Below are 12,922 nucleotides of genomic sequence, written 5' to 3' on the forward strand. Positions count from 1 at the left end.
GGAAGAAAGACCTCTTCAGCGGCCCTACGGGGCCGCGGGGGAGCGGTGGTTGGGCGCCGAAGTGGGCGTCTTGAGGACGTGCTGGGCGTGGGCGCGGCGGTTCGTGAACGCGGTGATCACGCGTTCGCTGTAGCCGTAGAAGCGGCCGAGGGTGATGTCATCGCAGTCGCGCCAGCGCGCAGGCGATCCCTCTCCCCACTCCACGACGTCGGCGGTGTCTGGGTAGGGGGTTGGCCGCAGGTATAGGTCGGGGGAGCCGGGCCGATCGCGGAGGGCGTCGCAGGCCTTCTGCCCGACGCATGGGCACGCCACTGAGAGATACCCGCCTTGCCGTGTACCGCCGAGGGGCACAGCGAGGAAGGGCATGCGCAAGCTCCGTACGGCCACGCTCTCTTCAAGGAGTCGAGGCTTCGCAAGGCGATTCGCGTAGAGGTCGTGGTCGTACGCCTCTTGCGGGGGCATGAGGGTGACGGTCGCCGGCGGATGCGCAAGGGCGTGCATCACTCGGCTCCCCTGATGCAGCGGGCCTCGATCAGCCCTTCGACGAGGTGTGAGACCACGAATGCCAGTCGCCGGGTAAGGCCGAGTCGGCCAAGGCTCGCCCCGCATGGTGCGCCCGAGTTTGATGAGCAGGCCCATCTCTTGGATATGCGGGTACGCGGGGTCAGCGATGGCGATGTTGCTGAGTTGCTTGAGGTGTTGACGAAGGCGCCGGACCAGCGCCACAGTCTCGGTGGCGGGCGGGGCCTGGCTGCCGATCGCTGCATAGAGATCGTCGGAGATCGCCTCGATGTTGAGGGGCTCGCAGGAGGTGATCTGCTCCAGGACGATCCGCGGTTCGCCCCCGGTGAGCGGAGGTTGCCACTGCGGGAGGCTCGATGCGGTGGGTTTCGGAGCGGTCGCGGCGGCGCTCACTGGCTTCTCTCCGCGCGCAGGTTCAGTTCGGCCCATGTGGTCTTGCCCCAGGTGTGCTGGTCGTAGCCCCAGCGGCAGCTCAGTCCTGCTACCAGGCGGAGGCCTCGGCCGCATTCGGCGCCACTGCTGAGGTCGGCCATGCGCGGCAGGGCGGGGGAGGTGTCGGGGACCTCGATGCGTACGCAGGAAGGGCTGGCGCGCTCAATACTGACCGTGGTGATGACCGTAGAGGTGTGCTGGACCACGTTCGCCAGGAGTTCTGAGACGACGATTTCTCCGTCATCGGCTATGGCGCTTTGCATTCCCCACGTGCTCAGTGCGGAGGAGACCAGGGTGCGGGCGTGTTGCACGGACTCAGGTACGCATGGCAACTGCAGGGCGAAGCCGGGGGCGGCACTTGCATGTGGTTCAGCTGTGGTCATAGTCGCGCCTGCCGTTTCGGTGTAGTAGCCGTCGTCGCACACGCTCCGGCAACTCCCCACCATGAGTCGTCGAAGAGGCCTGCAAGCTGTGTCGACTCGGGCCGGGGAGCACTATCCGGTGAAGTGGTGATTCTCTCGGCGGGGGCCATCGCGATCCCGACCCTCCCTTTGTCCTCTGTGTTCGTTTCCTGCACTCTCAGCGAGGAATGGCGGTCATCGTTCACCCGCTCTGCGTGACCTCGCCATGACCTGATAGGTGGCCTCTTCGTCTCTTCCGGGTGACGTTCGTGGCCCCGGGGTAGCCTCGAAGTGGCTTTTGTTCGGAGGGCGTTGCGTGAAGACGCGAGGGCAGGTTCCCCTTCAACCGAAGGGATCGATCCGCAGGCCGTGGAACGCGGCACCGCAGAGTTGGGGGGCGGAATGAGAAGCGAACCGAGGACACTGCTCGCGAAGCTTTGCGACCGGGACAACCTCAGCTACCGCCGGTTCGAGGAGAGGTTCATCAGGACCGGTGTCCGCCTCTTCGGGAACAGCCCTAACAATCCGACGTGCGGCGAGACGCAGTTCCGGCGCTGGACCGGCGGCAAACTCACGGGACTACCGGGTCCGGAGACCTGTCAGATCCTCGAGGCCATGTGGCCGGGGCACACGGCGGAGCAGATCTTCGCTGCGCCGCCCGCGGATGATCCCCAGGTATCCGCGTTAGACCTGGAAGAGCGAGTTTTGATGACTGCACGCGAAGCCCATGACGGCGCCGACGCGACCGCCGCGGCGTCCATTTCCGACAACACCATCGACGAACTGCGCGACCAGGTGGTGAGCCTGGCGCGGCGGTATCACGCCCTGCCGGCAGCCAAGTCGTATGAGACGGCTGAAACGCTCCGCCAAGAGATCGAGCGCCACCGAGACCGCACACAAGTCCCAATCCAGCAGCAGACCCTGATGATCCTCAACGGGCAGACAGCCGCACTTCTCGCGGTCGCAGCCTTCGACCTGGGCTATTTCCCCAGCGCTCGCACCCTGGCCCGCGCTGCCGCCGTCTACGGGGAGAGCACACGCTTCGCGCCCCTGCAGGCCTACGCTGATGGCACCCTGGCGTACATCGCCTATCACTCGGACGAGGCGAGCGAGGCCCTGGCGAAGGCACAGCGGGCACTGTCGTATGGTGGCATCGGCGACATTGCACGGCGCCGCCTCCACGCCGTCGCGGCCCGCGCCCACGCTCACCTCGGCGACATCGCCTCGGCGCATCGGGCGATCCAGATGTCCATGGAAACCGGGAAAGCGCGGGACGAACTCCACGACGAGGTGGGCGGCGAGTTCGGTTTCTCGGAAGAACGGCTGGCCATGTCCAACAGCACGACAGCCCTGCTCATGGGGGACGCAGGTCAGGCCGAAGTAGAGGCAAACCGGGCCATGCTCCTTCTCGGGATGCGGGCGCAGGACGATCAGTCCACCCACGTACGGGCCGGAGCAGCAGCAGACCTGGCATACGCGCGGCTGCTAACCAACGACGTCGACGGGGCGGCGGACGCGCTCACGCCGATTTGGGAAGTACCTGCTGAACAGCGCAAAACCGGCATCGTCGTGCGTGCCGCTCGAGTCGGCAGGTACTTGGCGCGGCCGCAGTATCACGGCGCACGGCTTCCGGGAGACCTGCGTGAACAGATCGAGGAGTTCACCCGGGTGTCCCCGCCGTACCGGCTCGGCCCGTCCCTGGCTTTCCTGGCGATCGAGTCCTGATCACAGGGAGGCCAGGACCCGAGCTTCCTTATCCGCAGCGATCCCGTGCTCTGCCCGCCGTGGGTGGTCCACGGGACGCCCATGTCCCGCCCACCATTCCCATGTGTCCCGGATGGTTTCGGGGATCGGACGGCAGCGAAGGCCGGCATCGATCGCGCGCTGAGCGTCGACGGCCCATACCCCGGCGTGGGTACGCCACAGGGGCAGCTCCGTCCACTGCTTCACTCCGTGCTGCACCAGCACGGCCGGGTCCGTCCACGCGGGCGTGCCTCTGCCCTTGGTGGTGAGCAAGCACGCGTCGATGAAGTCGGCGAACGAGATGCCGTCGGGATGTGCCACGTTGAAGCCGCCGCTGCCTGTGCCGGAAGCCTGACGAAGGGCGAACGCCGCGACGTCGCGGACGTCTACCGGCTGAATGCGTTGCTCGGCCGGTGCGGGCGCGAGAATGCGGCCGCCGCGCTGTGCGCGCTTTAGCCACCATGGCAGCCGCCCGACATACTCGCCGGGCCCGAGGATCACACCCGGCCGGAGAAAGACAGCCTCGTCGCCGAAGGCCTCGGCGACAGCGCGTTCCCCACCCGCCTTCTGAAATCCGTACTTCGTGGGGCTGCCGTCCTCGCCGGTGTAGCCGAAGGCCTCGTCGGCGTCCGCAGGGCACGCCAGCAGAGGCGACTCTTCCGTCAGAGGCTCGTGCGGCCACCCCTCGTACACGGAGACCGTGGAGATATGCACCCAGCGCCGTGCCCGGTTCCGCAACATGGCGGTCGCCAGGCGAACGTCACGCGGCGCAAGCTCGGAGCTCGATGTGTCGACGACGGCGTCCCACGGGCCGTTCCTCGCCAGCTTCTGCAGATCCTCGCGGACCGTTCGGTCACCGTGCACGGCTTCTACTTCCGGCATGTCGGGCCCCGACCGGCCGCGGTTGAAGGTGGCGACGTTCCAACCCTTCGCCAGGGCGCCTTCAACGATGGCTTCGCCCAAGAACCACGTCCCGCCCAGTACAAGGAGCCTCATATCGGCGATCCTGCCGTATAGAGTCCGCGACCGGAAGTTTTCACTTCATAGCCCGCTCGTCGCTCGCGTTCACGACATCCGTCCAGCAGGGCCGCCGAGCCAGATCTGGGGGGAGCGAGCGGGGGTCGTCGCCCTCGCGGACGGTGCGAGGTCGCCGGAGCGGGAAGGCGCGGTGGCTGCGACCCGGGCACGTGGCACAACGACCGACCGCATCAAAGACTGCCTCCTCGTCTGCTCCGGCGCCCACTCATCGCGCGGCCCGGTTGGACCAGGTTCAGATCATTCAGACGCCGCTGACGGGCGGCGATCCTGGGACGGACTACTGTCTTACCTACACCGGCGCCGCGTCCGGTCCGGTGCGTGACGCCGTGCTGCTGTCTGGCGTCCCGGCCTACCAGTGCACGGACTTGCTGCCGTTCGACCCGAGCGGGCAGTCGTCCCCGTTCATGACGCAGGCGCCGGAGTGTGTGGCGCCCTCTCGGCCGGCGGTGCTGACGTCCGCGGAGACCGGGGGCTGGGACGCAGACGTGCTCTACACCTGTTTGACCGAGCACAACGGGGCGTAGCACGGCCGGGTTCCAGGGACCGCCCCTTTGGCCGGATGGTTGGTGCGATGCAGTGCCGCGCATCGGTTGCAGGGCGGCGTGCGGTCGGCCGGTTGGTCTGCCGGGTCACAGTTGGGTCCATGACCGCGGGGGGCCGGTAACGGCGAGGGGTGTCCATACCGGACCTGATGGTCCGGTGGCTTCGAGTTCCTCCAGGACGGCCGCGCCGAGCGGCACGGCGCGGGCGAGGCCGGCGACTGCGGGGTGTTCGGTGGCCATGGCCTGAAGGTCTTCGATTCGGTTGGTCAGGGCGCGGGGGCCTGCCCCGGTGAGGACGAACAGGATGCGGGGGAAGACGGGGTACCAGCGCTGCCACCCGGGTGCGGGGTTGTTCTGCGCTCCGCGTCGTCCTGGGGTGAGGGGCGTGTAGGTGTGCAGGCGGGCGTAGCCGATGAGTTTGGTGGCCAGGCGTTCTGGGCTCATGGTGGCCCGGTCGACCTCGATGAGCGCCCGCAGCTTGGTGCGTGTGCCGTCTTCCTGGTGCAGGACGTAGTGCATGAGGGCGTCTGCGATGACGCGTTCCCCGTCGCCGAGTGGGTGGGAGACCTCGGGTGTCCAGTCCAGGTGGCTGTGCTCGTCACCGCGGCGGCGGGCGTCGGAAACAAAGGCGAGGTGGGTGCGCAGCACGGTCAGGGTGTGGGGGGTTTTCATCGAGGCTGCCGAGGCCGAGGTGATCGGGTAGGGCGGCCGGCCACGCTGGTGTGGCCAGTCCCGGACAATACGGGCTCCTTCGGCGGTGAGGTACCAGGCGCGGGTTCTGTTCGAGCTGGGCAGCACGGTGTAGTCGACCAGTTGGCCGTTGCGCAGTCGGTTCAGCGGCCTGGACAGGGTCTGGCGGCAGGCGTGCGGGCGCAGCAGGGCGCGCAGTTGTGCGGTGGTTGCCATCCGGTGCTGGGCGAGGGCCGCCAGCAGCTGGTGGGGCAGCGGTTCGAGCGGGCTGGGAGTGAAGGGGCAGGAAGGTTTCTGCGCGGCTGGAGGGAGGGTCACTGGTAGTCCCTGGTCTTGGAGAGGACGATGTTTCCGGCGGTAGCCGGGGCCTGGTCACGGAGGAAGGCGCGGACGCGTTGAAGCTGGGCTGCGGCGGTTGCGGTGAGCTGGTTCAGGGGGAGGGCGTGGGCGTTGCGGTCGGCGGCATCCTCGAGTGCGTCGATGCGGCCGGGCCGGTAGTGCTCGGCGAAGACCTCATTCAGGTGCGGCCCGTGGATGCGGACGGGACCGATGGTTCGGCCGTCGATGGTGAAGGTGGAGTAGTGGTCGTACTGGTCGAGGGCGGCGACCTGTGCGGCGTTGGGCTTGTCGTCCCATTCCTCCGTGATGGGGGTGAGCGCAGCCCGGGACCCGCGGGTGGTGGAGAGCGTAGAGGCGTTCTGCACCAGTGATTGCCTGACCCCGACGGGCAGTCGGGCCAGGAGCTGGGTCAGCGCATGCAGCTGGACCCGGTACTTGCGGAAGTCCTCGAACATGCTGGCGATGGAGTCGCCGCCTGCGCTGGCCAGCGTGATGAGTTCGTCGAAGTAGCCGCGAAAGGGAACCCGTTGTTCCTCGGGGATGTCGACGCGGGAGCGGCCTGCGCGCAGCAGGTCGCGGTTGAGGAGGGCGACCAGGAGGCGGTCGGTGGGGCCGTTGCCTCCGGTGCTCACCCACACGATCATGCGGTGGTCCATGGCGGCGCGGATGTTGTAGGCGCCGAGTGGTTGTCCCAGGAAGGCCCGGATGACGGGGTTGGCCGCCAGCCGGGTCAGGGGATTGAGCAGGATGTTGAAGGCGTCGGGCGGGAAGGTGGGGAAGGTGGTGTGCCACCAGGCGCGGGACTCCTCGTCCAGGGTCTGCTCCACGGCAGCAAGGGCGCTGGCGCGAAAGTCGGTGTCGGTCAGCAGGGACCGCACGTGGAAGAGGGTGGCCTGGTCGCTGCCCCGCCCGGCGCGGCAGGCCAGATCGTTGACGGCCGTGAGCACGGTCAGGGCCTGGGTGAAGAGGGCGATGGCGCGTGGGGCGTTGGCGTCGTCCCAGCCGAAGGCGGTGGCGAAGGAGTCCACGACGTCTTCGACGACCTCGTAGGCAGCCCGGCCGCGGTGGTGCATGCCGATCGGGTTCCATGCGGCGAGCAGCGGGTTGGGGCCGCGGCCGGTGGCCCGCAGGTCGATCCGCGCGATCCGGTCCATGATCGGCTGATGTGCCAGGAAGGGCGCCACGCGGCGCCAGGAGTCGTGGTGGGGGTCGATGAACAGCAGCCCGCCCCCGGCGTGCGCGTAGCCGATGGCCTGGGCTGCGGCCCGTTCGGTCTTGCCGCCGCCGGCCTTGCCCACCGCGATCTCGAACAGCGTCTGCTCGGCGTGGGTGGCCACCAGGCGCCGGCGTCCGTCGGGTGCTTGGTACCAGCCCTGGAGCAGCAGCTGCGGGTTGCCGTGCGCGAAGGTGGGCAGGTCCACGTGCAGCAGTGGTATCCGGCACCAGGTGGTGGGCGGTTTCAGGAGGCCCAGCAGTTCCTCCAGCTCGACCCAGTTCGGTGTGGGTGGCAGGCATTGCCCGGTGCGCCAGCGGAGTTCGAAGCGGGTGCGGTGGGGCCAGCGGTCGGCTCCCAGCCGCCACGGGCCGAGCCTCAGCCCCCTCATCGCCCATCGGGCCGAGCCGCCGAAGACATCGAGCCCGGCCTGCACGCGTGCCAGGCGGGCGTGGGCGCGGCCTTGGATGTGCGAGGCGCAGCGCACCAGGATCTGCACCCGGACCAGATGAGAGTCCTCGGCGAGCTTGCCCAGCGCCTTCTCCCGGTCGACGCGTACCGCAGGGGCTGCCATGACCATGCCGCGGCCCGGGAGACGTGGGCGGCCGCCGCGGCCCGGGGAGAGCAGATCCTGGAGCTGGCCGATGAGCGAGTCGTTCAGCTGGGCGCCGTCGCGGTGCATCCACCGCGCGGCACGGCTCGCTTCGCGCTGCTCGCGACGCCGCGCATCGTGCATCAGCTTCAAGTGCCGGGCTCGCAGCGCCCACTTGGGGGCGCGCTGCAGGTCGATGCAGATCTCGGCGACATCCCCCAGGTCGGCGCGCAGGTCGGCGACGGCGTCGACCAGCGGCTGCAGCGGATCGGGCTGCAAGGGCACCTCACGCAGGGACGCGACGGGGTTGCCGCGCAGGATGAACTCCGCGCGCACCTCATGGGCCCGTGGCTTGTCGTTGACCGCTTTGGCCTTGGTCACCCGCACGCCCGGTCCGAAGGGTGTGGTGGTCAGCAGACGCTCGGCGCCTGCGGGGCCTTCGAGCCGGTAGGTGAAGGGGGAGCGGCCATCGGAGCGCAGCCTGATCCGCACGCTCTTTGCGCGTCGCGGGGCCCACCAGGGCAGCGACGTGCTGGCGCGGGTCAGCTCCACACCTCGGCGGAAGATCTCCTCACGGCCGGGGTCGAAGTGCGGTGCAGGGGTGCACTCCAGAGCCATCCGCTCCTGGGAGGCCTTCGCGGCCAGGTGGCGCACCAGGTGCTTTCCTCCTATGCCGGCGGCCGCCAGGACCACGGCGAGCAGGTACCGCTGGTCGCTCAGCCAGAGCAGCGCGGCCGCCAGGTCCCGGGCGACGGACGGGACGAAGGAAGCGGCGGCGGCGCTCACGATGGGTTCAGGGGCAGAGCTGTCCACGGTGCGCCTTCTTTCGCTTGGTGGAAGGACAGGTCGCTGATGCGGCCTTCGATGTAGGTGCCTCCGCGGTCGGCTGCGGCCCACACCAGATGCACCACCGCCCGGCCGCTGGTCGAGGAGTCCGGGTCCTGTCGGGCGATGGCGGCCTGGACGCGGAAGCGGCTGAACGCGGGCGTCACCTGCCGGGACGTATGCCTGCCGAAGACGTCGGGGAACCTGTCACGTCCGACGCCCGTGGCATCCGCGTACAACAGCCGGGCCCCCTTCTCGCGCAGCTGACGCTCCTGCGCGGTGGGCAGGTCAGCGGGCCAGGCGTTTTCCAGGAGGTGCTGGACCTGGCGGTCCGCTGCGCGTCCCTCGCCACGCGGCGGCGGGGGCGGCGCCGTCGGCGGGGGAGTGGAAAAGACGGACGGGTGGGGCGTCGGGGTGCCGGGGGACAACTGCTGGGGAGGTTGCGGCTGCGGTGACTCCTGTGGGCGCGGTGCCGAGTTGGCGGGCGCGTCGGACAAAGTGGTGATCTTGCCGCCGTCCAGGAGGAGATATCCGCAGACGGCCAGGGCCAGGGCGCAGGCCAGCAGCAGCCACGGGCCACGCGCAGCGGGAGGTGCACCGCTCATTTTGGGTGTCATAGGACCCTGGCCCCTCCTGCGAACCCGGACAGCGCATCTACCGGGTCGAGACGGACCTTGGTCCCGGGCCCGGCCGCATTGACCATCTGGCCGTTTCCCACATAGATGCCGACGTGATGGATCGTTGATCTCGCGCCGGGCGCATAGGCGAAGAAGACCAAGTCCCCCGGCTTGAGTGCGGCCTTGGAGGTGATGCGCTGGCCCTTGGCGGCCTGCGCGGAGGCGAGGTGGGGCAGCGTGATGCCCACTTGCGCGAACGCGTACTGGGTCAGTCCCGAGCAGTCGAATCCGGTGATGCCGGCGCCGCTCTTGCCGCTGGGCGAGCAGCACACCCCCGTGCTGGGCCCCGTGGCGTTGCCGCCGCCCCACGAGTAGGGAAGGCCGCGCTGGGAGAGCGCCGCCTGTACGGCCTTTCTGGCCTTGCCCGAGACACCGCTCAGATCCACGTCCTTGCTCGGGCCGGTCGCGGCGGCCCGGTACTGAGTGATCCAATTGCTGACGTTGGCGACGTACTGACGCGAGTGGTTGTACTGGAAGATCGCCGCCTCCAGCTGGCTGGTCCTGGTCAGGTCGCGGCCCTTGCCGCACAGATAGACGGCCGCGCCCAGGGCCGCGTCGAACGCGTTGTGCGGGTCGCGGTCCTTGTCGCCGTTGCCGTCCCGCCCGGAGCTCTGCCAGGTGGAGGGCAGGAACTGAAAGGGCCCCACCGCCCGCTCGCCCTGAGCGGTGCCGTCCCACGTGCCGTCGTCGGTGTCGGGGAACGTGGTGGTGTTGCCGCCTGCCCCAGAGCCGTTGAGCAGCACGCCCATGATGCGGGGGGTGATGTCGCCGTTCTTGGTGATGGTGCGTCCCACGGCGTGGTTGGACTCCACCTTCGCGATGCCCGCCAGGATCGGCCACGACATGCCCCTGCACTTGGGCACGTGACGGCCGATCAGCTGAGAGGCCTCCTTGTAGGCGGCAAGCATCGTGGGGGGAATACCGGCGGCGCTGCCGCCCAGCTCCCCGCCCAGGTCGGCCTCCTCGTCCTGGTTTGCGAGTTGCGCAGAGGCGGACAGGACGCTCGCGAAGGGCAGGGCGCAAAGAAGCCCCCCGAGCAGCACGATCAGCAGGCACCCCCATTTCCTTCGCCGGCGTGGCCGTGGCCTGACGCGAGGGGGCCTCATCGATCCTCCTCGTGGGGATTGGCCCTGTCGCGGCGCTCGGACTCTTCGCGCGCCCGGCGCTCTTCGGCGAAGCGGCGGCGCAGCTCCTCAGGGCGCACCCGCTGCCGGTCGGCGAGGCGGCGGCGCAGCTCATCAGGGTCGGTCGGTGCACTGCGCCGCATCTCGGCCGGATCGATCCGCGGCCTCCACCGCATGGATTCGTCCGGGTCGGGTGCCGCCTGCGGCGGCGTGGGTGCTGGTGAACGGCCGCCGCTGGTGGTGCTGTCCGTCGTGGTCGCTGGCGTACGGCCGCCGCGGGTGGCGCTGTCCGGCGTGGCAGTCGAGCGGATCCGGGGGGTTGCCACGCGGGCGGGCCAGTCGGGTTCGGCGGGCCCTGAGGGCATGGGGGGCATAGGCGGCAGGCCGTGGCCGGAAGGCGCCGGGCCGGGGCCGCCGCCGTCAGTGCGGCCCGGACGCGCAGCTGGCGACGCGCCCCGAGGCCGCCAGGAGCGGAGGTCCTCGCGCACGGTGTTGCTCCACACCCGGACCTGCTGTTTGGCGTCCTTGGTGTGTTCGGAGGCGGCCTGACGGGCCCGCCGGGTGGTCGTGGGCAATCCGTCGGAGACACCGTAGGCCACGCGGCCCGTGCGGTGCAGGATGCGGTAACCGCGCAGGCGGACCAGGCGGTTGTGGGCGCGGGTGGACAGCAGGGTGCGATCCACGTTCTGGTCGTGAAGCGGCTCGCCCGACGTTTGGTCGGGGATGATGCCGTGCTCGTTGCGGTAACGGTCCGCCGGCCCCTGTCGCAGTGAGTCCGCCTGCGGTCCTTTGGGGCCACGGCCGCGCTCGTTGTCGTCCTGCGGGCCACTGCCCGGAGGGTCGCCCGCAGCGGTGGGCTTGCGCATCTTCTCCAGCGCCATGGCTCCGGGATGCCTGCCGACCAACAGCCCCCAAGCGCCGCGGGCACCCAGTCCGACGCCGGTGGCGGCCAGGGAGAGGGGAGCAAGCCCGCGCGAGGCCTCGGCGCCCGCGTCCGACAGGAGCCGGCCGGGATCCACGGGCATGCCCGTCCCGTCGGTCATCGCCGCCAGGGACCTCATGAGGCGCTGTCGCGTGCCGAGCCGCCCATACCCGCTGCCGCCCCAGGCCCGCAGACCCATCCCGCCCCGCAGGGCGGCGTTTCCGTGGACGGCCAGGGCGGCGCCGATCTCGGAGGTGTCGCCGGGCAGATGGGTGCCGCCGATCTTCGCGTAGCGCATGCGCAGGGACAGCCGCTGCCCGGCCGAGGTGATGCCGGCCAGGAGCCTGCGGTGGAAGGCGAGAGCGGCCAGCGCCAGGGCGTTGAGCGCCAACAGGCGTTCGGCAGGGACGTCGGGGCCGTCGGTGAGGACCACATCAATGCCGATGGCGTAGGAGGGCAGGAAGGTACAGATGGCGAACATGCCCGCGACCGAGATCCCCAGCAGGGCCAGCCACTTGAAGGCGGCTTGCCGGTTGGGTCCCGGCAGCATCGCCCACACCAAGGTGACGGCGCCGACTGCTGCTGCGGCGGCGTCGGCGGCCTGCAGGCCCAGCAGCACGAACGCCGCCGACAGCGGGATCGCGGAGATGAGCAGCGCAGCCGCGAACAGCAGCAGCACGCCCGCGGTCCGCCAGCCCGTAGGCTCCTTGGCGTACTCTGCGGCGGCTTTGCCGACCGGCCCGGCCTTCTCCATCTCCGTGAGGAACGCAGCGAACTGCTGATCTTGGGAGTTCAGGACCGGGGTGGCAGCGTCCAGCAGCGCATCGCCGGGTGTGAGCGCGGGCCCCTCCTTGAGCGGGGGCTGGTCGGGCGCGGGGTTCTTGAGTTTGCCCTTCACGCAGTACTTGTGCGCCGGCCCCTTGATCTTGTCGCAGACGTCCTCGGCGTGCTGACGGTCTGCCTTGCTGGCCGCAGAGGTCGGCTTGTAGCCGCCGGAAACCCATTTGAGGTGCAGGGCGTAGGCCTTGCGGTCCGACGCCTTGGCGGGGTCCAGGATCCGCCCGTACTGCACGAGCATGTAGCCCTTGACGACCGTGACGTTGGTCAGCGCGTCCTGAATCGGCTGGGCCACCCGGGAGGCGGAGCCCTGCTTCTTCTTCTGCTCCTGGTAGCACTTCTCCAGCGCCGGTCCGGACAGGCCTCCGCCACAGGGCCCCGCATCCCCGCTGGCGATTTTGCCGCCCCAGTCGTAGGAGTCCACGGTCATCTGGGCGACCTCAAAGGCGGAGCGCTCGCTCTGGGCCAGCGGCCCGTCCTGTCCCAGCAGGTAGTCGGGGCGCACGAACGCCGAGGCCGCAAACGCGGCGATCACCAGCGTGAGGATGATCTCGCCGAGGCCTTTGCCGGCCTTGCCGCGCACGAGCAGGATCCCGCCGAAGATGAACGCCCAGGCCAGCAACAGGCCCTTGATTCCCAGGGTGTCGACGACGATGTCGTCGTAGATGGTGGAGAGTTTCTGCGCCGGGTCGGCCAGCATCTTGATCAGCGGGAAGCGCAGCGCGAAGGCGATGGCCCAGCAGGACAGGCCCACCACCAGGCGCAGCAGCGTGAACAGCCCGTTCATCAGGAACGCATAGGCGTTGGTGCGCACCGAGAAGATGGACCCGCCCTGGGCGGACAGCTCGTAGCCGTTGATCGGCACGCCTTCGGAACTGTCCACGTTCAGCGGGCCCATCATGTCCTGGCCGCCATCGGCGGCGTAGGCGACCTGGGCATTGACGATGAGGAACACCACGGCCAGACCCAGGGCGTGCAGGACGGTGCGCAGCCGACCGCCTGCACGACGCGAACTGATCACGCTG

The 12,922-nt window shown here is 69.5% G+C and carries 9 protein-coding genes; 1 reads left to right on the plus strand and 8 read right to left on the minus strand.

Features of this window, described 5'->3' with window-relative positions; genetic code table 11:
- Nucleotides 1-24 precede the first annotated feature (24 nt).
- Entirely contained in the window at nt 25-915 is an 891-nt protein-coding gene (locus AB0M70_RS38805; RefSeq protein ID WP_365827956.1) for a DUF6302 family protein, read from the minus strand.
- On the minus strand, nt 912-1,400 hold the full coding sequence (locus AB0M70_RS38810; protein ID WP_365827958.1) for an ATP-binding protein: 489 nt from the start codon (nt 1,398-1,400) through the stop codon (nt 912-914). Before AB0M70_RS38810 ends, AB0M70_RS38805 begins: the two co-directional genes overlap by 4 nt.
- 324 nt (nt 1,401-1,724) lie before the next feature.
- On the opposite strand from AB0M70_RS38810, the gene AB0M70_RS38815 reads away from it, so the two are divergent.
- Entirely contained in the window at nt 1,725-3,080 is a 1,356-nt protein-coding gene (locus AB0M70_RS38815; protein WP_365827960.1) for a DNA-binding protein, read from the plus strand.
- Here AB0M70_RS38815 and AB0M70_RS38820 read toward each other — a convergent pair whose 3' ends face one another.
- The 6 genes from AB0M70_RS38820 to AB0M70_RS38845 all read right to left on the minus strand — a co-directional run bounded on the left by AB0M70_RS38820 (nt 3,081) and on the right by AB0M70_RS38845 (nt 12,918).
- Complete coding sequence (locus AB0M70_RS38820; RefSeq protein ID WP_365827962.1) at nt 3,081-4,094, minus strand: NAD-dependent epimerase/dehydratase family protein; 1,014 nt, start codon at nt 4,092-4,094, stop codon at nt 3,081-3,083.
- 671 nt (nt 4,095-4,765) lie between these two features.
- Entirely contained in the window at nt 4,766-5,686 is a 921-nt protein-coding gene (locus tag AB0M70_RS38825; RefSeq protein ID WP_365827964.1) for a replication-relaxation family protein, read from the minus strand.
- Nucleotides 5,683-8,130, minus strand: a complete 2,448-nt coding sequence (locus AB0M70_RS38830; protein WP_365828105.1) for an ATP/GTP-binding protein — start codon at nt 8,128-8,130, stop codon at nt 5,683-5,685. Before AB0M70_RS38830 ends, AB0M70_RS38825 begins: the two co-directional genes overlap by 4 nt.
- Nucleotides 8,131-8,294: 164 nt before the next feature.
- The gene (locus tag AB0M70_RS38835) at nt 8,295-8,942 is read right to left on the minus strand and encodes a hypothetical protein (RefSeq protein ID WP_365827966.1); all 648 of its coding nucleotides are present in this window, start codon (nt 8,940-8,942) and stop codon (nt 8,295-8,297) included.
- An 8-nt stretch (nt 8,943-8,950) separates the two neighbouring features.
- Nucleotides 8,951-10,057 (minus strand): bifunctional lytic transglycosylase/C40 family peptidase, encoded by a 1,107-nt coding sequence (locus AB0M70_RS38840; RefSeq protein ID WP_365827968.1) that lies wholly within the window; start codon nt 10,055-10,057, stop codon nt 8,951-8,953.
- Nucleotides 10,058-10,116: 59 nt separating this feature from the next.
- Nucleotides 10,117-12,918 (minus strand): hypothetical protein, encoded by a 2,802-nt coding sequence (locus AB0M70_RS38845; RefSeq protein WP_365827970.1) that lies wholly within the window; start codon nt 12,916-12,918, stop codon nt 10,117-10,119.
- Between the last annotated feature and the right edge of the window lie 4 nt (nt 12,919-12,922).

Origin of the sequence: Streptomyces sp. NPDC051214, assembly GCF_040682375.1 — a bacterium.
In the GTDB taxonomy this organism is placed as follows: domain Bacteria; phylum Actinomycetota; class Actinomycetes; order Streptomycetales; family Streptomycetaceae; genus Streptomyces.

Bases quoted from the DNA above. Each gene is read 5' to 3' on its own strand.
- AB0M70_RS38810 (WP_365827958.1), bottom strand. From the start codon at position 1,400: ATGGTGGGGAGTTGCCGGAGCGTGTGCGACGACGGCTACTACACCGAA.
- AB0M70_RS38820 (WP_365827962.1), bottom strand. From the start codon at position 4,094: ATGAGGCTCCTTGTACTGGGCGGGACGTGGTTCTTGGGCGAAGCCATC.
- AB0M70_RS38830 (WP_365828105.1), bottom strand. From the start codon at position 8,130: ATGGCTCTGGAGTGCACCCCTGCACCGCACTTCGACCCCGGCCGTGAG.
- AB0M70_RS38835 (WP_365827966.1), bottom strand. From the start codon at position 8,942: ATGAGCGGTGCACCTCCCGCTGCGCGTGGCCCGTGGCTGCTGCTGGCC.